The organism is Streptomyces sp. NPDC029956, from assembly GCF_055574655.1.
In genome coordinates this window covers 54760-80449 of record NZ_JBVHZJ010000035.1, presented here as the reverse complement: position 1 = coordinate 80449, position 25690 = coordinate 54760, and the positions used below count along the sequence as shown (strand labels likewise).

20 protein-coding genes are annotated in these 25690 nt (G+C 71.6%); 10 read left to right on the top strand and 10 right to left on the bottom strand.

The genetic code is table 11. The features are described from left to right. The first annotated feature begins 178 nt into the window (after nt 1-178). The 4 genes from ACZ4XX_RS25780 (at nt 179) to ACZ4XX_RS25765 (ending at nt 6569) form a co-directional block, all read left to right on the top strand. Nucleotides 179-2380, top strand: coding sequence for an FG-GAP repeat domain-containing protein (locus tag ACZ4XX_RS25780; protein ID WP_468510236.1), 2202 nt, complete (start codon nt 179-181; stop codon nt 2378-2380). 161 nt (nt 2381-2541) lie between these two features. Then, entirely contained in the window at nt 2542-3717 is a 1176-nt protein-coding gene (locus ACZ4XX_RS25775) for a cytochrome P450 family protein (RefSeq protein ID WP_468510235.1), read from the top strand. Between the two features lie 86 nt (nt 3718-3803). Beyond that, the gene (locus ACZ4XX_RS25770) at nt 3804-6143 is read left to right on the top strand and encodes a bifunctional serine/threonine-protein kinase/ABC transporter substrate-binding protein (protein WP_468510234.1); all 2340 of its coding nucleotides are present in this window, start codon (nt 3804-3806) and stop codon (nt 6141-6143) included. Nucleotides 6144-6188: 45 nt separating this feature from the next. Beyond that, nucleotides 6189-6569, top strand: a complete 381-nt coding sequence (locus ACZ4XX_RS25765; protein ID WP_468510233.1) for a hypothetical protein — start codon at nt 6189-6191, stop codon at nt 6567-6569. A 361-nt stretch (nt 6570-6930) separates the two neighbouring features. On the opposite strand, the gene ACZ4XX_RS25760 is transcribed toward ACZ4XX_RS25765, so the two are convergent. Together ACZ4XX_RS25760 and ACZ4XX_RS25755 are read right to left on the bottom strand one after the other, a co-directional pair. Further along, on the bottom strand, nt 6931-8094 hold the full coding sequence (locus ACZ4XX_RS25760; protein ID WP_468510232.1) for an esterase-like activity of phytase family protein: 1164 nt from the start codon (nt 8092-8094) through the stop codon (nt 6931-6933). Nucleotides 8095-8265: 171 nt separating this feature from the next. Beyond that, nucleotides 8266-9258 (bottom strand): LacI family DNA-binding transcriptional regulator, encoded by a 993-nt coding sequence (locus ACZ4XX_RS25755; protein WP_468510231.1) that lies wholly within the window; start codon nt 9256-9258, stop codon nt 8266-8268. Nucleotides 9259-9761: 503 nt separating this feature from the next. Here ACZ4XX_RS25755 and ACZ4XX_RS25750 point away from each other — a divergent pair. The 3 genes from ACZ4XX_RS25750 (at nt 9762) to ACZ4XX_RS25740 (ending at nt 13884) form a co-directional block, all read left to right on the top strand. Further along, nucleotides 9762-11777, top strand: coding sequence for a discoidin domain-containing protein (locus ACZ4XX_RS25750; RefSeq protein ID WP_468510250.1), 2016 nt, complete (start codon nt 9762-9764; stop codon nt 11775-11777). A 158-nt stretch (nt 11778-11935) separates the two neighbouring features. After that, a complete protein-coding gene (locus tag ACZ4XX_RS25745; RefSeq protein ID WP_468510230.1) occupies nt 11936-13315 on the top strand; it encodes a DUF1996 domain-containing protein in 1380 nt (459 codons plus the stop codon). Then, entirely contained in the window at nt 13291-13884 is a 594-nt protein-coding gene (locus ACZ4XX_RS25740) for a DUF305 domain-containing protein (protein ID WP_468510229.1), read from the top strand. The genes ACZ4XX_RS25745 and ACZ4XX_RS25740 overlap by 25 nt, the downstream gene beginning before the upstream one ends. Nucleotides 13885-13966: 82 nt before the next feature. On the opposite strand, the gene ACZ4XX_RS25735 is transcribed toward ACZ4XX_RS25740, so the two are convergent. The 7 genes from ACZ4XX_RS25735 to ACZ4XX_RS25705 all read right to left on the bottom strand — a co-directional run bounded on the left by ACZ4XX_RS25735 (nt 13967) and on the right by ACZ4XX_RS25705 (nt 19739). Next, nucleotides 13967-14386: a DUF7144 family membrane protein gene (locus ACZ4XX_RS25735; RefSeq protein WP_468510228.1), complete on the bottom strand. Its 420-nt coding sequence runs from the start codon at nt 14384-14386 to the stop codon at nt 13967-13969. Nucleotides 14387-14424: 38 nt separating this feature from the next. After that, complete coding sequence (locus ACZ4XX_RS25730) at nt 14425-14937, bottom strand: SHOCT domain-containing protein (RefSeq protein WP_468510227.1); 513 nt, start codon at nt 14935-14937, stop codon at nt 14425-14427. A gap of 121 nt (nt 14938-15058) precedes the next feature. Beyond that, nucleotides 15059-15715 (bottom strand): HdeD family acid-resistance protein, encoded by a 657-nt coding sequence (locus tag ACZ4XX_RS25725; RefSeq protein ID WP_468510226.1) that lies wholly within the window; start codon nt 15713-15715, stop codon nt 15059-15061. A gap of 751 nt (nt 15716-16466) precedes the next feature. Then, nucleotides 16467-17057, bottom strand: coding sequence for a DinB family protein (locus ACZ4XX_RS25720; protein ID WP_468510225.1), 591 nt, complete (start codon nt 17055-17057; stop codon nt 16467-16469). A 93-nt stretch (nt 17058-17150) separates the two neighbouring features. After that, nucleotides 17151-18161, bottom strand: coding sequence for a tellurite resistance/C4-dicarboxylate transporter family protein (locus ACZ4XX_RS25715; RefSeq protein WP_468510224.1), 1011 nt, complete (start codon nt 18159-18161; stop codon nt 17151-17153). A 162-nt stretch (nt 18162-18323) separates the two neighbouring features. Continuing rightward, complete coding sequence (locus ACZ4XX_RS25710) at nt 18324-18935, bottom strand: histidine phosphatase family protein (protein WP_468510223.1); 612 nt, start codon at nt 18933-18935, stop codon at nt 18324-18326. A 243-nt stretch (nt 18936-19178) separates the two neighbouring features. Beyond that, nucleotides 19179-19739: a helix-turn-helix domain-containing protein gene (locus ACZ4XX_RS25705; protein WP_468510222.1), complete on the bottom strand. Its 561-nt coding sequence runs from the start codon at nt 19737-19739 to the stop codon at nt 19179-19181. A gap of 209 nt (nt 19740-19948) precedes the next feature. Between ACZ4XX_RS25705 and ACZ4XX_RS25700 the strand changes: the two genes are divergently transcribed. Together ACZ4XX_RS25700 and ACZ4XX_RS25695 are read left to right on the top strand one after the other, a co-directional pair. Further along, on the top strand, nt 19949-21082 hold the full coding sequence (locus ACZ4XX_RS25700) for an aryl-sulfate sulfotransferase (RefSeq protein WP_468510221.1): 1134 nt from the start codon (nt 19949-19951) through the stop codon (nt 21080-21082). After that, the gene (locus ACZ4XX_RS25695) at nt 21079-22527 is read left to right on the top strand and encodes a uracil-xanthine permease family protein (protein WP_468510220.1); all 1449 of its coding nucleotides are present in this window, start codon (nt 21079-21081) and stop codon (nt 22525-22527) included. Before ACZ4XX_RS25700 ends, ACZ4XX_RS25695 begins: the two co-directional genes overlap by 4 nt. Before the next feature lie 24 nt (nt 22528-22551). On the opposite strand, the gene ACZ4XX_RS25690 is transcribed toward ACZ4XX_RS25695, so the two are convergent. Further along, nucleotides 22552-23106: a rhodanese-like domain-containing protein gene (locus ACZ4XX_RS25690; RefSeq protein ID WP_468510219.1), complete on the bottom strand. Its 555-nt coding sequence runs from the start codon at nt 23104-23106 to the stop codon at nt 22552-22554. Nucleotides 23107-23369: 263 nt separating this feature from the next. Here ACZ4XX_RS25690 and ACZ4XX_RS25685 point away from each other — a divergent pair, with 263 nt between their 5' ends. After that, nucleotides 23370-25643 carry an FG-GAP repeat domain-containing protein gene (locus ACZ4XX_RS25685; RefSeq protein WP_468510218.1) on the top strand — a complete coding sequence of 758 codons (2274 nt, stop codon included), beginning with the start codon at nt 23370-23372 and terminating at the stop codon, nt 25641-25643. The last annotated feature ends 47 nt before the right edge of the window (nt 25644-25690 follow it).

Sequence of the window (25690 nt, the reverse complement as noted above, 5' to 3'; positions counted from 1 at the left end):
GGCTGCCGCCGTCGTGCGACCGTCGCTCCAGCCCGGACGGCCGTCGTCGTCCCGGGGGCAACCCCGAGTGCGGTTTCTCGGATGTTTCTGCCTGGGTCGTACAACCATTCGTGGTGTCGTCGGTCTGATCCGGTGGACGGGTGCGGAGCGCGCCTGGAGATCGACGAAAGACACCCACGTGCACCATCCTCGCCGGAACCGGCTGCGGCTCGCCGCGGCCGTCACCACTGTTCTCGCCGTCACCCTCACCGGCGGCGCCCTGGCCGTCCCCGCAGAGGCCCGACCCGTCGCGGCGGTCCGGGCGGCGAGCGACGGCGACGTCGTCCGCTTCACCGGCGCCGAGCTGACCGACGCGGGGCTGACCGGCTTCCTCACCCGCCCCGACCGCGACCTGCGGCGCACGTACACGCGCTTCGCCGACGGCACCACGGCCGAGTACGACGACGACCGCGTCCAGCTCCGCTCCTCGCGGACCACCGACTACCTCGTGCAGAACGTCGGCGGGAAGGTCACCGTCACCGACCTGAGCGACTCGACCGTGTTCGAGGTGGCACTGCGCTGGGGGGCGAACCGGATCCCCGCCTACGCAGGCGCCGCGGCGGACTCCGTGTTCACGACCACAGAGACCGACACGGACACGGAGTTCGAGCAGCACAGTGCCGCACGGGGCACGGTGGCCGTGACCGGCCTCCCCGCGGGGGCGACGGACTTCGCGGTCGCCCCGGGCACCCCGGAGGAGGCGATCGTCACCTTCACCGCCGACGGCAAGCCCGCCTGGGGCCTGATCGACCTGGCCGACGGCACCGTCACAGACATTCACGAGCGTGCGCCCGAGGCCTCCAGGAGTGCCATCGCCGTCTCCGCCACGCACATCGCGTGGACCGGACGCGTCGGCATCCAGACCGCGACGCTCTTCCTGCTCGACCGCGCCACCGGCAAGGTCAAGCAGCTCCCGCTCCCGGACGGCGCCACGCACGAGCCCCATCTGGGCCTCGTCGGCGCCTGGGTGGTCTACGGCGAGGCGTCCGAGCTCGAAAGGTCCTCCCCGAACCCGCTGCACGGACTCACCGCCTACCACCCCGTCACCGGCGAGCGGGTCAAGCTCATCGACCACCTCACGTCGGCCGCCGGGGCCCCCGACGCGCTGTACGCGAGTGGCGGCACCGTCGCCGCGGGCCAGGGCGTCTTCAAGATCACGACCAACGCGGCCGGCCGGCCGGTCGCGACCCAGGTGGCCGCCAACGGCGAGCCGATCACCGTCGGGATCACCGGGCACCAGGTCCCGCCCGTCATCGACCTGGACCAGAACGACGGGACCGTGCGCCTCCGTTGGGACGTCTCACGGGAGGCCGTGGAGATCCGGGCCACCCTGCGGCACCAGCGCACCGGCAAGACCCGGACCGCGACCGAGTACTACCCGTACCTGCCGAACCTGACCTTCGACTGGACGGGTGACCTCGGCTACCAGGGGGAGGCCGCCCCGAACGGCGCCTACACCTGGGAGGTCGTGGCCGAGCCCCTCAACGGCATCGGCCCCGCCGCCGTCGCCAAGGGCTCGTTCACCGTGGTCCGGTCGACCCACCCGCACGACTTCGACGACAACGGATCCCCCGATCTGCTCGCAGCCGACGCCTCCGGCAGGCTGTGGCGCTCCGACACCTTCTACGCCAGGCGCTGGAACCGACCGGAGCAGCTGGAGGCAGGCGCGGAGAAGGCCCTGGTCGGCGCAGGCTGGCAGGTCTACGACCGGATCGAGACCGTCGGGAACGTGTCCGGCAGCGCCGTCGCCGACGTCGTCGCCCGCGACCGGGCGGGCGTCCTGTGGCTGTACCAGGGTGACGGCCGGGGCGGCTTCGCCGGCCGGATCCGGGTCGGCTCGGGCTGGCAGACGTACGAGCGGCTCGCGGGCGGCACCGACCTCAGCGGCGACGGCCGGCCGGACCTGCTCGCCACCGACCGGGCCGGCGTGCTCTGGCTGTACAAGGGCACCGGCAACACCCGGGCGCCCTTCGCCTCCCGTGTGAAGGTCGGCGGCGGATGGGGGATCTACAACGACCTCACGGTCGCCGGAGACCTCGGCGGCGCGTCGTTCGGCGATGTGGTCGCCCGCGACAAGGACGGCGTCCTGTGGCTGTACCTGGGACGCGGCGACGGCACGTTCGCCGGACGCCAGTGGATCGGCGCAGGCTGGCAGGCGTACACGCACCTCGTCGGCGTGGGGGACGCGGACGGTGACGGGCGCGCGGACCTGCTCGGCCTCGGCGCGAAGAGCGGCGTGTGGCTGTACCGGGGCACCGGCGACTGGCGCAGTCCGTTCCGGACCCGCCAGGCCACGGCCGATCTGACGGCGCCGACGGGCGCCGCGCTGCCCGCCACCTGAGGCGGTGGCGGACCGGCGGGACACGGCCGGTGCTCGCCCGACGTGCCCCGCCGGGCGAGCCCGGCGTGATGCGGAGGACACGCCCCGGCCGGCTCCGATCGCCGGCCGGGTCGGGCGTGTCGCAGTACACGTCCGCCCGGAGCCCGTTGGAGCCTGAGGACATGACCGACCCGACTCAGGACCCCCGCTTCCTCCAGGACCCCTATCCGGCCTACTCGGCTCTGCGTTCCATATCCCCGGTGCTGCCCGTAGCCGGCTCCGGCGGCCGCCGCGACCACCTGGTCACCGGCTACGCGGAAGCCCGGGAAGCCCTCGGCGACGCCCGCCTCTCGAAGGACACGGCCGCGTTCTTCGCGGGCAGGGAGTCACGGCGCCGCCTGCACCCCGCAGTCGCCCACACGATGCTGGCCTGCGATCCGCCCCAGCACACCCGGCAGCGCAGACTCGTGACCAAGGCGTTCACCACCGGGGCGGTCGCGCGACTGCGCCCGTTCATCGCCCGCGTCACCGACGAGCTGCTGGACCAGTGGCCCGCCGGCGGGACGTTCGACTTCGTGGCCGGCCTTGCGGTGCCACTGCCGGTCATCGTGATCTGCGAACTGCTCGGGGTCCCCCAGGCGGACCGGCCCAATGTCCAGCGCTGGTCGGCGCAGCTCTTCGCGGCGGGCGTGCCTGACGTCACCGACGCCGCCTCGCACGCCATGGCCGACTACATGACAGGCCTCATCGCGACCAAGCGCCGGGATCCCGGCAGTTCTCTCCTCGACCGGCTCATCACCGCTCGGGACGGAGACGATCACCTGAGTGAGGCGGAGCTCGTCTCCCTTGCCGTGCTCCTGCTCGTGGCCGGCCACGAGACGACCACCAACGCCCTCGGAAACGCGCTTCTGGCACTGCTCCGGCACCCGGCCGCGCTGGAGCGCCTTCGGGCGAAACCCGACGACATCCCCGCCGCACTCGATGAACTGCTCCGCTTCGACTCGGCAGTGAGTACGGCCACGTTCCGGTTCACCACGGAGGCCGTCACGCTCGGCGGTACCGACATCCCGGCCGGAGTCCCGGTCCTGATCGCACTGGGAGCAGCCAACCGAGACCCGGCGCGGTTCCCGTCGCCGGACGAACTGGACCTGGACCGGAACGCGACGGCCCATCTCGCCTTCGGCCACGGCATCCACCGCTGCGTCGGCGCGCCCCTGGCGAAGGCAGAGGCGGAGATCGCCCTGCGAGCCCTGCTGACCCGCTTCTCCGGCATCCGCCTTGCCGTCCCGGCGGACCAGCTGGAATGGCGCCGCACCCGACTCGTCCGCGGGCTGGCATCACTGCCCGTCCTGGCCTAGGGATGCCTCGTTCGTCCGCTCACCGAAGACGTGTTCAAGCCGTGGTTCCGTCACCTGATCGGCCCAGCAAGACCTAGAGTGTGCGCGTGACCGAGCACAATGCCCCACTCATCGCCGGCCGCTACCAGCTGGTCGAACGCATCGGCCAGGGCGGCATGGGCCGGGTGTGGCGCGGCCTCGACCAGCAGCTCTTCGGGCGCGAGGTCGCCGTCAAGGAGATCCTGTTCCCACCGGGCATGGACGACGACGACCGTGCCGTGCTGCTCCGGCGGTTCACCGGCGAGGCCCGCGCAGCGGTCACTCTCAGCCACCCCGGGGTCATCACGGTCCACGACGTCGTGGAGCATCACGGAGCTCCCGTCATCGTCATGGAGCTGATCCGTGGGCAGTCCCTGGCCGCCGCGATCCGCAGCCACGGCCGGTTGCCCGTACGACGGGTGGCCGAGATCGGCGCCGCCATGCTCGACGCGTTGGCCGAGGCGCACCGGGCGCGCATCGTCCATCGCGACATCAAGCCGGACAACGTGCTGCTGACCAAGGACCGTGTCGTCCTCACCGACTTCGGCATCGCCCACCTCGCCGACGCCACGACCAAGCTGAGTCACAGCGGAATCGTGATCGGCACCCCGCAGTACATGCCGCCGGAGCAGCTGGACGGCAAGCGCCCGACTCCGGCCAACGATCTGTGGGCGCTCGGCGCGACCCTGTACCACGCGGTCGAAGGGCGCCCGCCGTTCGAGGCGGACGGGCTCCATGCCCTCGCCGTGCGGGTGTTCACCAGCCCGCACCCGGCGCCGGTGCATGCCGGCCCGCTGACCCCGGTGCTGGACGCGCTCCTCACCAAGGACCCGGCTCAGCGCGTGGGCGCCTCGGAAGCGGCCGAGATGCTTGCGTCGGTGCTGCAGTCCCTGGTCGCTCCCGACGTATCGGCCGAGCACGGACCGGCGCGGGGACGCACCCCCGGACCCGAACACACGCCCCCCACGCCCACGCCCACCCCCACCCCCACGCCCACGCCCACGGTCCTGGACTCCGGGTCCGCCGGCACTCCGCGCGGCCCCGTGCCACCCCGCCCGACCACCCCGCCCGTTCCCGTACCCCAGGACGAGAACCCGGTGACGCTCGATGCGACGGCCGACTCCGAGCACCGGCGGCCGGCGTCGGCCCAGCGGCGTGGCCTCACCCGGCGTTCCGCGGTCCTGGGCACCGCGCTCGCGGTGCTGGCCTCGGGCTCCCTCCTGACCTGGGCCCTCAATCGTGAAGACGACGCCGCTCGTCGCGGCGCGGCCGGCAGCGGAGCGGGGAACCCCTCCGTCACCGTGGTGATCGGTGTGGACGCACCGCTGAGCGGCGGTCTCTCCTCGATGGGTGCCGGCATCAAGAACTCCGCCGACCTGGCGGCCAGGACCGCCAACGAGTCCGGGCACGTCCCCGGCGTGAAGTTCGAGGTCAGGGCCCTGGACGACGCGGCCGATCCCGCCAAGGGCGCTTCCAACGCCGGTCAGTTCGTTGCCGACGAGAAGGTCCTGGGGGTCGTCGGTCCGCTCAACTCCGCCGTCGCCCGCACGCTGGTGCCACCGCTCGCGCGGGCGGACGTGGTCAACGTGTCCCCTGGCAACACCGACCCCACCCTGACCCTGGGCCCCGAATGGCTCGCGGGTCACAAGGCCCGTCCCTACTCCACCTACTTCCGCACCATCGCCACGGATGTCGACCAGGGGCCGTTCGGCGCCCGATACCTGCACGGGGCGAAGAAGACCAAGCTCTACGTGATCGACGACGCGAGCGCTCACGGCACCGCACTCACCGCCGGTGTCACCGCCGAGTTCACCGAACTCGGCGGGACCGTCGTCGGCACCGAGCAGGTCGACCCCGGCGAACGCGCCTTCGCGGGCCTTGCCGTCAGAGTGCGGTCCTCCGGTGCCGACGCCGTCTACTTCGGCGGCTTCTACGACACTGCCGCGCCCTTGTCGCAGCAGCTCAAACAGGCGGGGGTGAACGTTCCCCTGATGGGCGGCGACGGTATTTTCGACCAGCAGTACCTCACGGACAACCCGCAGGCCGAGGGTGACCTCGCGACCCAGATCGGCGTACCCGCGGAGCAGTCCGAGGCCGGGCGGGAGTACCTCGCCCGGTATCGGAAGGCGAACTACACCGAGCCGCCGGGCTGGTACGGCCCCTACGCCTACGACGCGACCTGGGCCCTCATCGAGGCGGTGAAGTCGCTCGTGACGGTCAACGACGGCGCTCTCCCGGACGACGCCAGGGCGAAGCTGGCGCAGACAGTCGCCGGTGTGTCCTTCGAAGGCGTCACGGGCCGAGTCGCCTTCGACCGGAACGGCGACACGGTCAACCGGCCGCTGACGGTGTACGCGGTGGACGACGGGAGCTGGCGGCTCGCGCCGAGCGGCCCCGCCATCCCCTGACTTGCCGCACTGCCGGTCATGCCGACGTGGGGATAGGCTCCGTGGATGGAGCGAGCTGAGGTTCTGAAGCGAGTGATCGGCATCCTGACGGAGGCTCAGGAGATCCGCCGGGCCGTGGAGGACGAGAGGGAGGGCGAGGAGGCCTTCGAGGCCGCCTCCGAGATCGAGCCGCGGGTGGTCACGCAGATGCTGAACGAGATGCTGCCCCACATCAGCGTGCCGGCCGACGCCGCTCCGCAGGACGTCGCCCACCTCCTTGCCACGGCGCTCGGTCCCGCGCTGTACACGATGGTCTCCGGCTTCACTCTGGCCTTCACCAGTCTGGCCGTGGTGCACGACGAGGGGCGGACCGACGTCTCCTCCGCCGAGGTTCTGCAGTCCCTCGCCCTCCAGGTGGAGGCAGGCCGTTTCGACGAGGGCGCCTGACCGGTCCGCCCATGCGGCAGCGCCCGGGGAGCCGCCACACCGCCGGCTCTTCGCGTCTGCTTGGACGCAGACACCGACACGGACTCCCGCCGCCGAAGGCGGTGCAACCGGCACGGTCGGCGCTCGTGCCGCGGTCCCGGGGTTCCGCGCCACGAGACTGGCTTCGGGACCTCGGGACCTCGGGACCTCGGGACCTCGGGACCTCGGGACCTCGGGACCTCGGGACCGCCGGACCGGGGAACCGGGGGACCGGGGGGACGACTTCGTCGAGCCCCCTCGGGAGGCCGACTGACCGCCCACCACCGGGTGTTGTCGGCCGCCGCCCCCCACCTCACCCGGATGCCCGGAAGGCGGCACAGGTTCAGCGCAGCGCGAGCGCCACGATCTGCGTGACCGCTTCCTTGTCGAAGTTGTCGTCGCTGACGAGGATCAGCGATCGCTCACCGGACGGCAGCGTGGGGCCCCAGGTCATGCCCTCGGTGTTGTCGACGGTGGACAGGCCGAGCGTGTGGAAGTCGGCGACGAGCTTCTTCCGCATCGCCACGACGGGCTGCCCGGCCAGGGAGTCCACCGCCCGCACGTCGGTGGCGCCCCGCGTGGTGGTGTCGTACAGACGGATCTTGTACCCGGAGCCGGCGACCCAGGTGCGTTCGAGTACGAGGTAGCGCTCGGGGTCGTTCGGGAAGGCGAGGAGGGACGGTACGCCGGTGTCGGGGCCCCACGGGCTGGTCGGGTCGGACTCGGCGAAGATCTTCTCGATGGGGTACGCGAACTGTCCGAGCACCCGGCCGCCGCGGGTCTGCCGCGTCACGCGGACGAGCGCCCCGTGCGTCAGGTCCGGCACCGGGCCGTCCTGGAGCAGCGGCCCCTCGATCGCGCTGGTCACGACGGAGCCGCGGGCGCCGAAGGTGAGCGCCTCCACGGCCTGGTTACGGCGCGGCCCGCGCTCGGCGTTGATCATGTAGTTCTCCGGCAGCCGCAGGCGGCCGTGGTGGGTGCCGTCGGGGTCGGAGATCTCGATCGACGGCTGGATCACCGGCGGGCCCGCGACGGCGGGCCGGTCGCCCTCCTGACCCCACCAGTAGCGGCAGGCGCGCGGGTCGACGCGGATCTCCTCCGGGTCGATCGCCTTGCCGTCACCGAGGGCGGGGGACGGGTACACCGAGCCGTCCGGCTGGAGGAGGGGGCGGGTCGAGGTGAAGTCGACGGCGTGGACGCCGGTGGCGTCGATGTCGAGCTTCGCGGTGTAGAACCGCGCGGGCTGGAGGAAGGAGCGGTCGTCGCTGATGAGGACGTACTCGCCGGTGCACCGGTCGCGGTCGATGCCGGAGAGGCCACCGACCGTCGTCCCCTGGAAGTCGAGCTTGTGCGGGACGGTCTTCTCGCCGAGTAGGCGGGCCTGCAGCGCGCGCTTCGACTCCGGCGCGGGCGCGCCGGGTTGGGGTGCGGCGGCCACGGCGGGGACGAGGGTGGACGTGACGAGCAGGGCCGCGGCGCAGGCGCGGCGGATCAGAGAGGCACTCATACCGATGATCATGGACCGGTCCTCACCCACCCCACAGTCACCCAGGCGAGTGTTCCTTCCGCCGACCGGACCGATCGTCGGATGATGGGAGCGGCGCAGGGATCCTCGGGTTCTCGACGGGTGAGACCGGCCCGTTCTCGACGGGTGAGACCGGCGCACGAACCGCCCCGGTCAGGTCGACTCGCGGACCACCAGTTCGTTCGGGATGACGACCGGATCTCCGGGGCCGCCCTCGATGAGACCCAGGAGCAGGTGAACGGTGGCGATGGCCTGGTCGGCCATGGGGCTGCGTACGGACGTGAGGGCCGGCGTGGTGTACGCGGCGGCCTCGATGTCGTCGAAGCCGACGACGGCCACGTCCTCGGGGACGCGGCGCCCCGCCTGACGCAGGGTCCGCAGAGCTCCGATGGCCATGAGGTCGTTGCTCGCGAACACCGCGTCCAGCGCGGGGTCGTCCTCCAGGAGCTGCCGCATCGCCTGGGCGCCCGACGCGCGGGTGAAGTCGCCCAGCCCGACGATCGACCGGCGGCCGGTGTCGCGCAGCGCCTCGCGGTAGCCGTCGAGCCGCTCGCGCGCCTCGAACAGGTCCAGCGGCCCGGTGATGGCGGCGATCCTGCGGTGTCCCCGTTCCAGGAGATGTCGTACGGCGAGCGAGGCGCCGCCGATGTTGTCGAGGCTGGCGTAGGGAATCCGGGCTGCGGACGTGCGGTTGAAGGAGGCGATCGGCAGGCCTGTCCTGGCCAGGGCCGCCGGTAGCGGGTCCGTCCCGTGCAGCGCGACGAGCATGACACCGTCCACGTGCCTGCCGGCCACGTACTGCTCCACCCGGGCCCGGCTGCGGTCGGATTCCGCGAGCATGAGCACGACCTGCTTGCCCGCCGCCTCCAGTTCCCTGCTCACGGCACGTACGACGGTGGAGAAAAGGGGGTCGTCGGAGACCACCCCCTGGGGCGGATCGGAGACGACCACGGCCACCGCGTCCGTCCGGCGGGTGACGAGGTTGCGGGCGGCTGCGTTGGGCACGTAGCCCAGTTCGCGCACGGCCTGCATCACGACTTCACGGATCTGGGGGGCGACGGTCTTCTCACCGTTGACGACCCTGGAGACACTCGACTTGGACACACCCGCGCGAGCGGCGACCACTTCCAGCGTGGGTCGTTTCATCCCGGTCCGTTTCGATCGACGACGCCCGAGCCGCTCAGGGAGCGTTCTCCGGCGAGGATGCCGCCCCGCCGCCACCCATGTCAACGGCACCATCGGCGACGGTCGCCCGAGCGCCCCGGCTCCCGCACGCCCTCGACTGCACCGCCCCTCTGCCCTGGCAGAGCCCTCCGTGCCGTTCTCCTACGGACCGTGAGAAACCGCTCCACGAAAGGACGTTGGAGAGTCCATGGCGTTTCCATCAAGTGAACCAAGGCCTTGACAGTCGATGTGGACCGGCCCATTCTCACCCCTCAGGGAGCGCTCCCTCGCCTTTCCCTATCTGAGGAGACGCCGTGCGTCCGCTGCTTCGCCGCCTCGGTCTACTCGTCGCCGTCGTGGCCACCCTGCTCAGCTTCACCGCAGTACCGGCCACTCCGGCCGTATCCGCCAGAACCGCCGTCCAGGCCGCCTCGGCCGTAGCCGCACGTCCCGCCGCACCCGCTCAGGCCCGCGCCGCGGAAGCCCTGCTGTCGCAGGGCAAGTCCGTCACCGCCTCCGGTACCGAGGGGGCGTTCGCCGCTCAGAACGCCGTCGACGGGGACCCCGCGACGCGCTGGTCCAGCGGATTCGCCGATGCCCAGTGGATCCAGGTCGACCTCGGCGCCACCGCGACGATCGGCCGGATCAGCCTCGACTGGGAGGCCGCGTACGCCAAGGCCTTCCGGATCCAGGTGTCGAGCGACGCCACCACCTGGACCACCGTTCACGAGACGACGCAGGGCACCGGCGGCAGCCAGAGCATCACCGTGTCCGGCACCGGGCGTTTCGTCCGCCTGTACGCGACCCAGCGCGCCACCGCCTACGGCTACTCGCTGTGGGAGTTCCAGGTCCACGGCTCCACGGACGCCGGCGCCTGCGGCACCACCGACGCCGCGCGCGGCAAGTCCGTCACCGCCTCCAGCACCGAGGGGGCGTTCGCCGCCCCGAACACTGTCGACGGGGACCCCGCGACGCGCTGGTCCAGCGGATTCGCCGATACCCAGTGGCTCCAGGTCGACCTCGGCACCACGAAGCAGGTCTGCGGCCTGACACTCGACTGGGAGGCCGCGTACGCCAAGGCCTTCCGGATCCAGGTGTCGGACGACGCCACCACCTGGACCACCGTTCACGAGACGACGCAGGGCACCGGCGGCAGTCAGAGCATCACCGTGTCCGGCACCGGGCGTTTCGTCCGCCTGTACGCGACCCAGCGCGCCACCGCCTACGGCTACTCCCTCTGGACCCTCGCCGTCCGCACCACCACCGGGGGCGACGCCGGCGGGGACACGCTGCTCTCCTACGGCCGGCCGGGCGCGGCATCCACCTCCCAGAGCGACCAGAACTGCTGGGAGTGCACCCCGGCCCGCGCCTTCGACCGCGACCCGGCCTCCCGCTGGGCGACCAGCTCCACCACCGGCTGGACGGACCCCGCCTGGATCTCCGTCGACCTCGGGGCCACCGCACAGATCAACAAGATCGTCCTCCAGTGGGACCCGGCCTACGCCCGGTCCTTCCAGATCCAGGTCTCACCCAACGGCACCGACTGGACACCGATCTACTCGACCACGACCGGAACAGGTCTCAAGCAGACCCTCCAGGTCGCCGGCACCGGCCGGCACGTTCGGTTGTACGGCACGGAACGCGCCACCGCCTACGGCTACTCGCTGTGGGAGTTCCAGGTGTACGGCACCGGCGGCGCCCCGAACCCGGCCCCGCCGCTGCCGCCCGACCCGTCGGTACCGCCGCGACTGATCTGGAGCGACGAGTTCGACGGCGCCGCCGGCGGCAAGCCCGACCCGGCCAAGTGGAAGGCCGACCCGGGTACCGGCCAGAACGGCGAACTGCAGTACTACACCGACCACGACAACGCCGCACTCGACGGAGCGGGCCATCTCGTCATGGAGGCCCGCAAGCAGGCAACGCCCGGCAAGGGATGCCCGCCCGACCCGCTGACCGGCAGCACCACCTGCCAGTACACCTCGGCCCGCATGAACACGGGCTCCACCTTCCAGTTCACCTACGGACGGGTCGAGGCACGCATCAAGGTCCCCAAGGGCAACGGGCTCTGGCCCGCCTTCTGGATGATGGGCGCCGACTTCCTCAGCGGCAGGCCATGGCCGTACAACGGCGAGATCGACATCGTGGAGGTCCTCGGAAAGGACGTGAAGACCGCGTACTCCACCGTCCACGCGCCCGCCTACAACGGGGGCGGCGGCATCGGCTCGCCCTACAGACTGCCCCAGGACGCCGACTTCTCCGACGACTTCCACACCTGGGCCGCCGACTGGACGAGCAAGGGCATCGTCTACAGCCTCGACGGCCGAACGGTCTTCACCCTCGACAAGGAGCAGGTGGAGACGACCCGCGGGCCCTGGATCTTCGACCACCCCCACTACATGATCCTCAACCTCGCGGTCGGCGGCGACTGGCCCGGCCCCACCGACACCACCACACCGTTCCCCGCGAAGATGCTCGTCGACTACGTGCGCGTCTACCAGTAACGACGCCTGAGGCCCGGGGGACTTCGGGCCCGGGGCCTCGCCCCTGCCCCCGCCCCGGCCTCGGCCCCGGCATCTGGCCTCCGGCGCCCGGCGTCTGAGGCCCCTCCTCCCTCCCCTTCCTCTCTCCACCCATCCCCTCACACCAGAGGAACAGACACATGAACAGACGATCCGCCCACCTCTACACCCTGTTAGCGGGTGCACTGGCCGTCGTCCTGGCCGCCGCGCTCAGCGTCACACTCACCGCCCAGACCGCGTGGGCCGCCGCCGTAGTCGTCCAGGCCGAGTCCCACGCCGCGCAATCCGGCGCGGGCGTCGAAGCGACCGCGGACACCGACGGTGGGCAGAACGTCGCCTACCTCGCCGACGGCGACTGGCTGCGCTTCGACAACATCGACCTCGGTGCCGCCGGCCCCCTGACGGCCTCCGCCCGCATCGCCTCCGCCGCAGGTGGCCCCGGAACCGTGGAACTGCGCACCGGATCGCTCACCGGCCCGCTGCTCGCCACGTTCCCGGTCTCCCCGACCGGTGGCTGGCAGAACTGGGCGACCCGGACCGCCGGCATCACCACCCACCCCACCGGACCGCAGACGCTGTTCGCCGTCATCCGCAGCGCCACACCCGGCGACTTCGTCAACATCAACTGGTTCTCGTTCGACAACGGCAGCGGCAGTGGCGGCACCGCGCCCGGATGGGTCGGCATCGACCAGGCCGCGTGGAACACCCAACTGGCACAGTTCCGGGCGATGACACCGTCCGCCGTGCCCGGCGGCACGGTCCGCGTACCGGAGTTCAACGCGACCTGTACCTACAGTCACTCCAAGCCGGACGACCCCATCGTCGCCCCCGGCCTGCCGGGTGCGTCCCACATGCACAGCTTCTTCGGGAACAAGAGCACCGACGCCTTCACCACGCCCCAGAGCCTGCTGGCCAACGCGGGCACGAGCTGCACCCCCGCCAAGGACCTCTCCGCGTACTGGATCCCCACCCTGTACCAGGACGGCAGGGCCATCGAGAGCGACGGCATGATCGTCTACTACGGTTCGAGGCTGCCCGACCCCTCGGCCACGGTTCCCTTCCCCCAGGGCTTCCGCATGATCGCCGGCAACGCCAAGTCCCAGGTGCCCACTCCGGCGGGCTCGGCCAACCAGTTCTTCTGCGCCGGAGAGGGCGGCGAGATCGGACGCAGCGCCGACGGCAACTGGCCGATCTGCGCGCCGACCGCCAAGCTCGTCCACCAGCTGCTCTTTCCCGACTGCTGGGACGGCAAGCACCTCGACAGCCCCGATCACAAGTCGCACGTCGCCTTCGCCCACAACGGCACGTGCAGCGGCGACTACCCCGTCGCCATCCCGTCCGTCTCCTTCGTCATCGGCTACCCGACCTCCGGAAGCGCCACCGGCCTCTCCCTGTCCTCCGGCATGGCGTCGTCCATCCACGGCGACTTCTTCAACGCCTGGGACAACGCGGCACTGGGACACCGGGTGAAGGACTGCATCGTGCAGAGCGCCAAGTGCAACTCCGCCGGCACCTTCTGACCCTGCGGACGGCGTGGGCCCTGCTCGCGGCGCTCCTGGTCACCGGCTGCACCACGCAGCCGGTGACCGGTCCGCCGCGGGCAACGGCTTTCAACGCCACCGACACCGCATGGATCCAACTGATGATTCCCATGAGCGAGCGGGCCCTCCTCCTGACCGGCCTGGCACCCTCACGCACGGCAGATCCCGCCCTGGTGGACCTCGCGGCCCGGGCCGGAGCACGACTGGAGGAGGAACAGGTGAGCCTGCGCGCACTCCTCGACCTCTCGGGGATCCCCGACACCCGCCCCCACGAGGGACACGACATGCCGGGCATGGTCGGCCTCGACACCCTCACCAGAGCGAAGAGGGCGACGGGCAAGGAATTCGAACGGATCCTCACCGACAGCCTCCGCGCCCACTTCGCACAGTCCCGGACACTCTGCGCGAGCGAGCGGACCTCCGGCGGCGCGGAGGAGGCAAAGGACCTGGCGGCCGTCATCGAAAGGAGTGCTACGGAGGAACTCGACCGGCTCGGCACCGCCCACCGGCCCCCACCCTCGCCTCCCGTCCCCGCCCCTTCACCCTGACCGGTACCCGGGCCGTCCCCACCCGCGGACGCGGATGAGGACGGATGAGGACGGGTGAGGAGGGTGACAGCGCTGCCCTACGTCAGAGGATCTCCTCGCGCTTCACTGCGCACAGCGCCCAGATGACGAACCCCGACATGGCGACCATCAGGATCGACCAGGCCGGATAGTAGGGAAGGGAGAGGAAGTTGGCGATGATGACGAGCGCGGCGATGCCCACGCCGGCCACGCGTGCCCACGTGGACGTCCGGTACAGCCCGAAGCTCACGAGGATCGCGATGATGCCGAGGACCAGGTGTATCCAGCCCCATGACGTCAGGTCGAACTTGAAGACGTAGTTGGGCGTGTTGAGGAAGACTTCGTCCTCCGCGATCGCCATGATGCCGCGGAAGACCCCGACGAGACCGGTGATCCCGAGCATGACGGCGGCGAAGACGGTGAGTCCGCCGGCCCAGGCCTGTTTCGTGGTGTCTGCCGCCCGTGTGGTGTGCGTGGATGCCATCGCGATCCCTCGCTTCTCGGTCGAATCGTCGGGCGCGGTCAGCGCCCGGGAGTGGGAGGCACGTCAGTGGTGGGAGGCACCTCAGGAGTGGGGGGAACGTCGGGGGTGGGAGGAGCGCCGGATGCAGGGCTCGCGGCAGGCCGGTCGTCGGTCAGGACCAGCGCCTTCGCCCGGCCGAACTCCTCGTCGGTGATGTGTCCGCGGTCGCGGAGTTCGGCGAGCCTGGCCAGCTCGTCGGCGCTGCTGGGCCGGCCGGCACCGGCCGCGGTCTCGCGAATGTAGGCGTCGAATTCTCGCTGCTGGTCACGGGCCTGGGCGATCTCACGGCGCCCCATGTGCTTGCCTCGGGCGATCACGTACACGAGGACACCGAGGAAGGGCAGCAGGATGACGAAGACGAGCCAACCCGCTTTGGCCCATCCGTTCATGTCCTTGTCGCGGAAGATGTCGGTGATGATCCGGAACAGCAGGATGAACCACAGGACCCAGAGGAAGAACCAGAGCATGGTCCAGAAGACGTTGAGCAGCGGGTAGTCGTAGGCGAGGTACATGATTCCTCCGTTTCCGCGGCCGCCCGGCATGCCGTGGCGTACCTCGGGCCCTCCGCGTGGCGGGTGAGAGAGCCCCACTCCGAAGGCTCGGGCGTGAGGCTGCGTCTCGGCCCCGGGGTTGTCAGAGCGCCGGCCCCGACGATTCGCTGCCCGTGACGCCGGCCCTGCGCAGTGCCGACCGCCACGCCAGCGCGACGGCCGTCTCGGCCAGGCCGAGGAGGACGAGCCACAGTCCGAGCAGCCTGGTCAGGGCCCGGGCGGACTCCGTCGGCAGCGCCAGCACGACGATGCCCGCGACGATGCCGAGGGCCGCGACGGCCATGACGATGCCGCGGTGCGGCATGTTCTTCATGGCGATGGCCGTGTAGAGCGTCATGATGCCGGACACCAGCCAGACGGCGCCGATGATCAGCGAGAGCGCGGCGATCGTCTGGAGCGGGTTCCTCAGACACAGCACCCCGCCCAGGACGCACAGGACGGACACGATCAGGCTGGGCAGGCGGTCGCTGCTGCTCCCGAACACGGCCACGAACCTGAAGGCGCCGGTCAGCAACAAGTACACCCCGATGAGCACGCCCAGGACGTGCAGGGTGACATCCGGCCACACGAGCGCCAGGATGCCCGGGATGAGCGTCGCCATCGCGGCGCCGAGGAGCCATACCCATGAACGGCCGAGACGCGCCAGCTGGTCCGCCGGGTCGACCGCGGGAGCGGGCGGCGCCCCGCCGGCCCTGTCCTCCGGTGCGGCACGGGGTTCGGAGCCCTGTGACGTTGCCATGTGTCCTCCTCGCGCCGCCCGGATGGTTCGTCCCGGAACTCCTCAGCGCTCCAGAATTCGCCACGTCCCACGACGCTCGGACCGAGCGCGGAGCGGGTCGGCAGTTCGTGCAGGTGAGCCTTGCCGATGACAGGGCCGAACCGGAGGCTCGGACCGGGCGTCATCACGGGATACGGCCGGGAACGACGCCGTGGCCGGCGTTCCCGATACGTGTTCCTCGGACGTCTCGTAGGGCATGAGGTGTCTCTCGGAGGGGCCAGAAACGGGAGCCCGCGGGGCTCCAGGACCAGTGTGCACCCTTCGCCTGATCGACGCCTCACCTCGTGAGAACGGACAGGACGGCCCTGGGCACGACAAGGAGGCGGCAGCCGCGTCAGGGAGGAAAGAGGGGGGCTCGACGAAGGCCCTGAACCGGAAGCAGTCGTCCTGCGCGGTCGGTGCCGGCGCGCCCGCCTCCGCGTGGCCCGCCCTCCGCCCCTCCCTGAAACGCCCCGCCCTGGCCGTCCGGTCGTGCGACCCGACGGCCAGGGCGTGCTCGTCGCGAACCGTGTCACGGCGGAAGGCGAGGAAGTGCGAGCCCAGAACGTCCTCAGGAGTCGGCACCGCGTCCGGGAAGTGCCGGCGGATCTCACCGACCACCGCAGCATCCGCGGTGCGGAGGTCCCACCTCGTACTGTCGAACTCCCGCAGTACCAGCATCCGTTCATCGCCTGCATACCCCGCGAAGTCCGCGTCGATCAGCTTGAAGCCGTCAGAGACCCTTGATCGGTGCGGACGACCTGGCGGCGGCCTGTTCGATCTTCGTGCGGTACGCCGCACGGGCTTCCTCGTCGATCTGCTTCTCGTGTTCGGCGCGCAGCCCGGTCCGGCCGTCGAGGCCCTCGCGCAGGACGTCGGCGTGCCCGGTGTGCCGGACGGTCTCGCCGAGGACATGGACCATGATGGCGAACAGGTTCGTGTCGGCATGAGGCTCCGGCCACCACGGCACGTGGCCGGGGGCGTCGAGGGGAAGCTCGTCGATCGTCGCGTCCGAGTGTTCCCCCGTGCGCCGGTAGAACGCGATGATCTGATCGCGGGTCTCGTCCTCGGCCGCCCACAGATCGCTGCCGTCGGAGTCCTGCCACCGGGGCAGCGGTTCCGGGGAAGGGCGGTCGAAGACCTCGCCGAAGTACCTGGCCTCGACGGTGGCCACGTGTTTGACGAGGCCGAGGAGGTTGGTGCCGGTCGCTGTCAGAGGTCGGCGGGCGTCGTATTCGGACAAGCCGTCGAGCTTCCAGAGCAGCGCCTCGCGGTCCCGCCGCAGTCTGCCGTGCAGGTTGTCCTTCGCGAATTCATCGATCATGCGGCATGAGCCTGCCATGGACTGCCAAAGGCCTCACGATCCGTATGCGGTCCGCAGTCGCCGGTGCCTTCGCTGTTGCCGTCACCCTCACTGTCACCGGCGCGCCCTGCGCAGTCGGGAGTTGCTCGCCGTGGGGGACGTGCGGTCGCGGGCGTTTCCCCTGAGCGAGTGGGCGAAGCCGTACGCGGTCGGAAGCCATACGGCGACGGCGATCCACAGCAGCACCCTGCCCAGGGTTTCCAGCCACCCGACTCCGGCGGCTGCCGAGACCGACAAGGAGGCCACTGCCGTCATGCCGAGCGGGAAGACCGTCGCCCAGCGGCGGACGTCGTAGCCGAGGCGCGGGCGGGCGAACTCGCCGCACAGCAGGACCGCGTACCAGGCCAGATCGAGCGCCAGCAGGACGAGCGTGGTGGTCCGCAGCATCGTGGCCGCGCCGCCCGACCAGGCGCCCGAGGCGAGGAGCTTCGATCCGGCGAGCGCCGAGATCGCCAGGGCCCCGCCCGCGATCCAGTGGTCGCCCGCGCCCGTCACCACCTGGCGTACGTCGAAGCGGGCCAGGGCGTCGACGTACAGGGCGAGTCCCAGCAGGAACAGGCCGAGAGCCACCCGAGCGAGCCAGTCTCCGGTCTCCGGCGCGAGGACGGCAGCCAGGACCGCGAGCCCTTGGGTGGCCACACAGATCAGGAACACGGCGCCCGGCGCCCGCCGGGGCAGGTGCCGGAGGACGGCGATCAACATCAAGGGCCACACCACCGCGGCGACGACCAGGAGCGACACGGCCACCGGAGTGAGGCCGAGGAGTTCGAACCGGACGCCGAGCACCGTCGTGGCAGCAACCGCAGTGAGTGCCGGAGGGGTGTCGGCGGTCACCTCCCAGCGGCGCCGGTCCTCCAGGAGCAGCGCCGTGAAGCCGCACGCCAGCAGCAGCCACAGCGCCGTGGCCAGCCACAGTGCCACGACGGAGACCGCCTCGAAGCCGGTCAGGCTCAGACCGACCGACAGGATGCCGGTGGCCATGACCGCAGCACCGGCCACCGGCGGCCAGGACGCCCAGTGCCCGGCGTCCCGGTTCGTGATGTGCCTGCGCTCGTGCTCGTGCATGTCCCCATCGCATCGCTGGTCCTGGCGCCCCGCCAGTCGTCGGGGCGGAGGAGCGGGCGGAATGGGCACTCCTTCGGCTCTACGGGGCGATGCCCGTACGGCGGTCCACGGAACCGGACACCCCCGGCTTCCTGGTCGCCCGCCCTCGAGCGGTCGTCCGTGTCACGTGCGGACACGGGGGAGCGGGCGCTGGTTCCAGCCCGCCACCACCGGCAGCCCATGCTCCGTGGACAACCGGCCGACCGTCGCCGTCGTGAGGAGGAACAGTCGTCCCTCGGACGCCGGCAGGCCCAGGTAGCGGGCGGTGAGGACGCGCAGCAGATGCGCGTGCGCGACCACCACGCCGTCCTCCTGCGAGGTGGCGAGGAGTGGCGCGACGCGCGCCAGCACCCGGTCGGCCCGTCGCCCCACGTCCTCGGCGGACTCGCCCGGCCGCCCGTCGGCGTGCGGGGGCACGCCGTCGGCCCACAGCGACCAGTCGGGCCGGGTCTCGTGGATACGGGCCGTGGTCAGCCCCTCGTACCCGCCGTAGTCCCACTCGCACAGGTCCTCGTCCGTCACCGCACCTCGCAGTCCGGCGAGTTCCGCCGTGTGCAGGGCGCGCCGCAAGGGACTGGTGAGAACGAAAGACAGGGAGCGGCCCTCGAAGAACGGGGCGAGCGTGCGTGCCTCCGCCTCGCCGTCCGGGGTGAGCGGCAGATCGGTACGGCCGGTGTGGCGCCCGGTGGCGCTCCACTGTGTCTCGCCGTGACGGATCAGGAGGAGGTCACCCATGGCGGCGGTGCTCCTTTCGTCGACCCGACGACGTGTCCCTCGGCTGAGGTGTCCTTCGGCTGACGTGTCCTTCGGGTGACGTGTGCGCCGTTCGTGCGTGGGCCCGTATCGGCGTGGGGCGGAGGCCGGGGCAGGTCATGTTCTCCAGCGTGCGGCCTCGGCTCTTGTCACGCACGTGCGGTCTCGAGGCTTGGCAGGCACGTGCGGCCTCGGCGCTCGTCACGCATGCGAGGACGAGTCCCGTCACGGCCCCAGGACGTCGACGTGATCGCCGACCGCGACCACGAGGACCCGCGAGCCCGGTTCGATCGTGCGCCAGCGGTGCCGGACGCCGCCGGACACCAGGAGCGTGTCCCCGCGTCCCAGCCGGTGCGTCCGGCCGTCGGCCTCCACCTCCACCGAGCCGTCCGCCACGTACATCAGCTCGTCGTTGCGGTGCCGGAACTCGCGATCCGCCTCGTGCTCGCCGACGAACTCGAGCGCGTGCAGCTGATGGCGGCCCCGTACCACCGGCCGGACGCGGGCCTCCCGGTCGAGGCCGCTGTCGTCGTCGGCGCGCACCACGTCGATCGTGCGGGTGACGTCCGAGGTCGAGAGCAGCTGCACCGCCGTGGTGCCGAGGGCGTCCGCGATCCGCTGCAGCGACCGCATGCTCGGGCGAGCCCGGTCGTTCTCGATCTGGCTGAGGAACGGGGAGGAGAGCCCGCTGAGCCGCGCCACGTCGGCGAGGGTCAGGTCCAGTGCGCGGCGCCGGCGGCGTACGGCAGCCCCCACCCGCGGGGTGTTCGCGTGCTCAGCCTCCATGAACGTCCCGCCCTTTCCCGCCCCAAGTCGCCGTTCTCACTGGTCGACGGCGCCTTCCACAGCGCCTGACGGCACCTTACGCGGCGCGACGAGGGAACTCGGAGACGGTTTCGTACTCCCGACACACGCACGTCACACAACGGTTCTACCGTCAAAGTCGGTTGCTGTCATCAAAGAAAGTTTGAAGCGAGGATCCTGACGTGCCCTCCGTGCCTTCTGCGCCCTCCGTCGACCAGAACTCACGCCGCCGTCGTCCCGTCGGCCTCATCGCCCTGGACGAGGCGGCCGTGTCCGACGGCTACACCCTCTACGCACCGCTCACCGGCACCGGGGAGGTCCATCTCATCGATCTCCACGGCCGTACCGTTCACAGCTGGAAGCTCCCGTACCGCCCCGGCCGCCACGCCCGCCTGCTCGCCGACGGCACCCTTGCCTACAACGGCGTCCTTCCGGGGGAGCGTGCCCTCTTCCCGATGTGGCACAAGTACCGGGGCGGCGTCATGCTCCGCGCTGCACCCGACGGCACCGTCCTGCGGGAACACCGTGACCCCCTCCAGCACCACGACGCCCATCACCTCGACGACGGGCGCATCCTCTACACGGCCCTGGAACCGCTGACCGGGGCCGGCGCCGCGACGGTACAGGGCGGTGTGCCGGGCTCCGAGGCCGACGGCGACGTCGTCTGGGCCGACACCATCGAGGAGGTCGGCCCGAACGGCGAACTCCTCTGGTCCTGGAAGGCGTCGGAGCACCTCGACCGCGCCTCCTTCGCTCTGCACGAGGGCTATTCCCGCGAGCACTGGCCCCTGATCAACAGCGTCACGCCACTGCGGGACGGCAACATCCTGGCCAGCCTGCGCAGCGTCTCGGCCGTCGTCGTCATCAGCCGTCGCACCGGCGAGATCCTCTGGCGCAGCCGTCCCGGCACGGTCAGCCAGCAACACGCCCCCACCGAGCTGGACGACGGTAGGCTGCTCGTCTTCGACAACGGCGTCTTCCGGCCCGGACACGACGTCCCCTACTCCCGCGTCATCGAGATCGACCGGGCCACCGGCGACATCGCGTGGGAGTACCACGACCCGGCGCGCGAGTTCTTCTTCGCGCCCTTCATGGGCTCGGCGCAGCGCCTGCCGAACGGCAACACGCTCGTCACCGACTCGCCTTCGGGGCGGCTGTTCGAAGTGACCAAGGACGGCTACCTGTGCTGGGAGTACGTCGTCCCGCACTTCGCCGGCTACGGCGAGAGCGAAGTCCGGGGCCTCTTCCCGTCCGAGCCCAACGCCGTCTTCCGCGCCTACCGTTACACCGCGGCCGACATCCCGTGGCTGGAGGCGACGGCATGACGACCACCTCGGCGTCCAGGCCAAGGCCCAAGTCCCCGTCTACGTCCACCGAAGCCGTCGAAGCCGTCGAAGCCACCGCAGTCACCGCAGCCGTCGCAGCCGTCGACGCGACGGTTCCGTGGCGAAGACTGATACCCCTGTCGGCCCAGCACGTACTGGCGATGGTCGCCGCCCCGGTCTCCACCGTCTTCCTCGTCGCCGGCACCCTGAAGATGCCGCCCGGCGCGACAGCCTCGCTGCTCAGCGCCGTCCTGCTGCTGTGCGGAACGGGTGCCCTGCTCCAGTCCCTCGGCGTGTGGCGGATCGGCGGCCGCCTTCCGTTCGTCATGCTGCCCGGCGGCGCCGCGACGGCGCTGTTCCTCCAGATCGCCCAGGAACACGGGGCGCCGACCGCCGCCGGCGCCGTCCTCCTGGCGGCTGCGCTGCTCCTGGCCGTCCTGCCCCTGTACGCCCGTGTCGTACGGCTCTTCCCGCCTCTGGTCATGGGGGTGACCGTGCTGCTCATCGGGATCGCGATGATCCGGGTGGCGGCCCGACTCGTCACCGGCCCGGACGGCACGGGCGAGCCCCGCGCGGTGCTGCTCGCCGGGCTCACGGTCGCGGCGACCGTCGCCGCGTACGTCTTCCTGCGCGGCGTCTGGCGCCAGACCTCCGTCCTCATCGGGATGGCGGCGGGCACCGCAGTGGCCGTGGCCACCGGCCTGGGAGCATTCGCTCCCGCGGCCGGCAGCGGCTTCGCGCTGCCCGCCTTCCTGCCCTTCGGGACACCCAGGTTCGACCTGCTGGCCGCCCTTCCGCTGCTCGTGTTCAGTCTCACCACCCTGGCCGAGATCACCGGACAGACCGTGCTCAACAGTGAGACCGTCGGCCGGCCGCCGGCTCCCGCACGGGATGTCCCCCGCGTCGCCCGCGCCGACGCCGTCGTCTCCCTGGCGGGCGGGCTGTTCGGCACATCCCTCATGGTCACCAGCGCCGAGAACATCGGCATCGGCCGGCTCACCGGGGTCCGCAGCCGGTTCGTGACCGCCGGGGCCGGAGCACTCCTCGTCGTCCTCGGTCTGGCCACACCCGTGTCCCGGGCGTTGGCCGGCATTCCCGAGGCCGTCGTCGGAGGCTCCGCCCTCGTCGTCTACGCCGTGATCGCCGTCATGGGCGTCGAGATGCTCCGCCGTGCCGATCTGTCCGGCACCGGAACGGGCTCGCTGACCGCCGCGCTCGCGCTCACCGTGGGACTGCTGCCGCTGCTCACTCCGGACCTGTACGCGGGGTTCCCCGGCTGGGCCCGCACGATCCTGGGCAGTGGTGTCGTCGCAGGCACGCTGACGGCGGTGCTCCTCACCGCGCTGCTCGGCCGGTTCGGCCCCGCACGCCGTGAAGCAGACCCGCCGGACCTGCCGGACGCGCCGGACCCGGCGAACCATCCGGACCCACGCGAACGGCAGTGACCGCCCGGGAAGCGGCGGCCCAGGTCAGCCGTGCGGTGTCGCACCGCGCCGGTTGAAGGGGAGCCGGCCCAGGACGACCGCCATGCCGCACGTGTCGGTGAGCGCCGAGAACACCAGGCCCCCGGCGATCCCCGCCGAGAGCACCTGGAACGCGGGGTGGACGAGCAGTCCGAGAAGCAGGCCGAGCAGGACCAGGACCCCTGCGGTGAAGCGCACCTGACGCTCCATTCCCCAGACCTTCCGTACGGGCCCCGGCGGGTACTCGAGCGGATGGCCGGCCGAGGCCCATCCCCGGGTGCCGCCGGTGAGGCTCGCCGCGGCGACCCCATGGGAGGCGAGTGCCGCGACGGCCTGCTCGGAGCGGACGCCGGAGGCACACACCAGCAGGAGCGGCCTGCTCGTCGTGGCGTCCCGCAGGGCGGTCACCCGGTCCTCGATGTGCTCCAGGGGGACGTTGACGGCGCCGGGCAGACGGCCCGACGCGAACTCGCCCGGCGTGCGGACGTCGACCACGTTCAGCTCGGCCAACCGAGCCTCGGCTTCGCCGACGGTGAGGGGGAGAGTGCGGAATGCGCTCATGACGAACCTGCCCTGGCAGTGACCGGGTACGCCCCCGCACCGGTAGCGGCGGGGGGCCGTTCCCCGGATGCTAGACGTGCGTCGGCGCACGGACCTGACGACGGGCACTGCTGCCACGAGGCCGCCATGACTTCGCCACATCGCGGCAACATGCCGAGCCGCCGCGCCGTCGGGTGCACCTCTGCCGACATGCCCGCCGGCCTGGCCACGGCCGGAATCGGACCGTCCGGTAACCTCCCTTGTTCCAGGGGAGGGAAACGTTCATGCAGTATGCGCGCACGCGCGGCCGTCGTCTCACGGCGGCCGCCGTCACCATCGTCCTCGCCGCCACCGGCGGCACGCTCACCACGCTTCCGGCCACGGCCTCGCCGGTCACCACGCAGGACGATCAGGCGACCGCGGTGCCGTTCCCGCGCGACGCCGAGATCGTCGGCGCCGGCCGAAGCGGGTTCCTGTCGCAGACCCGGGGGGAGACGCCCCAGTTCCGCTGGACCCGGTACGCCGACGGTGCCTCGACGGTCCTGCCCGGCGCATCCGCGACCGCCTCCGCCTCGCCTACCGCCGACGGCTCCGACCTCGTGGTCACCGGGAACCGGGGCCTGCTCACCGTCAGCTCGATGCTGAAGGTCCACGACATGGCGAAGCCGGACGCGGCCCCGGTGGAGATCGACCTCGACGCGCTCGGCGACTACGTCTACTCGGGCCTGACCGGTGACACGCTCCTCGTCGAGCGCTACGAGGACGGCAACGGGGTGCAGTACGCCACCACCCTGGACGCCGCCACGCTCGCAGGGGGCAGGCCGGTGTTCCGGAAGCTCGTCGGGGGCGGGCAGATCGACTGCGACAACGGCGACGGCGGCTGGGCCGCCGGGGGTGGCGCGCTCTACGACTGCGACATCGCCGACAACCCTGCCAAGATCCTCGTCGACCTCGCCACCGGCGACGACCACTGGTATCCGACGGGTTGGGGCCAGTGGGCCTTCGACGGCGCCGTCTCCGCCACGTACGTGGCCTGGCGGGAGGGGCGGAGCCCGGGCGGCCACGGCGTCTTCGCCCTTCGGCGCGGCACCCCGTACTCGGAGATCTGGATCCCGTCGGACGCCGAGCTGACCGACCCGATCCACCTGGTCGGCGGCTGGATCGCGTCCGGCCAGAAGGCGCACCTCGGCATGACCGGCGCGGTGGGCCGCCCTGCGGTCCGGCCCTTCACCCTCCAGTCGATCGAGACGCGTGAGAAGGCAGTCGTCCTCACCGCGGTCTCCTCCGCCGTCCCCGGTCCCGACGGCTCGCTGCTGGTGCGCGGCGGCTCCGCCGAGCACGGCGAGGGGCTGTACCGGATCTCGCCGCGCGCCGACGGCGGGCGGCCCGACGTCGAGCTGGTCGCGACCACCGGGCAGCCCACCGATGTGACCCTCACCGGCTCCACCGTCCCGACGGCGCTCACCGGCGCGCAGGTCGCGGGCGGCACCCCCTTCGCGTTCGACCTCTCCCGCGGCGACGTCCGGGCGACGCTGACCCTCACCCACATCGCCAGCGGCGCCCGGACCCTCGGAACATGGGAGCCCGCCGGCACCGGGGCCCGCAGGCTCTCCTGGCGCTGGGACGGCCACGACCTGGGGTCGGAGACGCCGCGCCCGGCGCGGGGCGGAACGTACGAGTGGCGGCTCACGGCCTCCCCCGACGAGGGAATCGGCCCCGACCTCGTCACCTCCGGTCGGTTCACCGTGAACCGTCCCCCCGCGCCGCACGACTTCGACGACGACGGCACCGTGGACCTCTTCGGGCGGGAGCCCGGCGGCCTCCTGCGGACCTTCGGGAGCCGCCCTGTCGCGACGGGCGGCGCTGTCACGGGCACCGAGTTCGCGTCGGTCGGCGGCGGCTGGCAGGCGTACGACCGTCTGGAGACGGCGGGGAACATCGCGGGTACGTCCGCCCCCGACGTCCTCGCCCGCGACACCGCAGGTGTCCTGTGGCTCTACCAGGGCAGCGGGAACCGCTCGAAGCAGCTCTCCGGCCGCACCCGGATCGGTGGCGGCTGGCAGACCTTCGACCGGCTCGCGGCCGGCAGCGACGTCACCGGCGACGGCCGGCCCGACCTCCTCGCCACCGACAGGTCCGGCGTGCTGTGGCTCTACCCGGGTACGGGGAAGGCCACCGCGCCGTTCTCCGCCGGCAAGCGGGTCGGCGGCGGCTGGGCCGTCTACAACGAGGTCGCCGCCGTCGGGAACCTCGCCGGAGGCCCGGCCGGGGACATCCTGGCCCGGGACAAGGAGGGCGTCCTCTGGCTGTACCTCGGCAAGGGCGACGGCACCTTCGCCGCCCGCACCCGGGTCGGCAGCGGCTGGAGCGGCTTCCTGAACCTCGTCGGCGTCGGCGACGCCAACGGCGACGGACACGCCGACCTCATGGCCGCCGTCACCCCCGGGGCCGCCACCGGCGTCACCTTCTACCCCGGCACGGGCAACTGGAAGTCGCCCTTCAAGGCCGGGACGAAGACCAACGTGACGAGCTGGGCCCGGTACGACGTCGTCTTCTAGCACCGCCGTCCGGGACGCACGGGAGTGCGTCCCGGCGAGGCGGCGGC

Coding starts and splice junctions, on each gene's coding strand:
- ACZ4XX_RS25765 (WP_468510233.1), top strand. CDS start 6,189: ATGGAGCGAGCTGAGGTTCTGAAGCGAGTGATCGGCATCCTGACGGAG.
- ACZ4XX_RS25710 (WP_468510223.1), bottom strand. CDS start 18,935: ATGGGTGACCTCCTCCTGATCCGTCACGGCGAGACACAGTGGAGCGCC.
- ACZ4XX_RS25715 (WP_468510224.1), bottom strand. CDS start 18,161: ATGCACGAGCACGAGCGCAGGCACATCACGAACCGGGACGCCGGGCAC.
- ACZ4XX_RS25685 (WP_468510218.1), top strand. CDS start 23,370: ATGCAGTATGCGCGCACGCGCGGCCGTCGTCTCACGGCGGCCGCCGTC.
- ACZ4XX_RS25720 (WP_468510225.1), bottom strand. CDS start 17,057: ATGATCGATGAATTCGCGAAGGACAACCTGCACGGCAGACTGCGGCGG.
- ACZ4XX_RS25695 (WP_468510220.1), top strand. CDS start 21,079: ATGACGACCACCTCGGCGTCCAGGCCAAGGCCCAAGTCCCCGTCTACG.
- ACZ4XX_RS25735 (WP_468510228.1), bottom strand. CDS start 14,386: ATGGCATCCACGCACACCACACGGGCGGCAGACACCACGAAACAGGCC.
- ACZ4XX_RS25745 (WP_468510230.1), top strand. CDS start 11,936: ATGAACAGACGATCCGCCCACCTCTACACCCTGTTAGCGGGTGCACTG.
- ACZ4XX_RS25755 (WP_468510231.1), bottom strand. CDS start 9,258: ATGAAACGACCCACGCTGGAAGTGGTCGCCGCTCGCGCGGGTGTGTCC.
- ACZ4XX_RS25730 (WP_468510227.1), bottom strand. CDS start 14,937: ATGTACCTCGCCTACGACTACCCGCTGCTCAACGTCTTCTGGACCATG.
- ACZ4XX_RS25725 (WP_468510226.1), bottom strand. CDS start 15,715: ATGGCAACGTCACAGGGCTCCGAACCCCGTGCCGCACCGGAGGACAGG.
- ACZ4XX_RS25705 (WP_468510222.1), bottom strand. CDS start 19,739: ATGGAGGCTGAGCACGCGAACACCCCGCGGGTGGGGGCTGCCGTACGC.
- ACZ4XX_RS25690 (WP_468510219.1), bottom strand. CDS start 23,106: ATGAGCGCATTCCGCACTCTCCCCCTCACCGTCGGCGAAGCCGAGGCT.
- ACZ4XX_RS25775 (WP_468510235.1), top strand. CDS start 2,542: ATGACCGACCCGACTCAGGACCCCCGCTTCCTCCAGGACCCCTATCCG.
- ACZ4XX_RS25760 (WP_468510232.1), bottom strand. CDS start 8,094: ATGAGTGCCTCTCTGATCCGCCGCGCCTGCGCCGCGGCCCTGCTCGTC.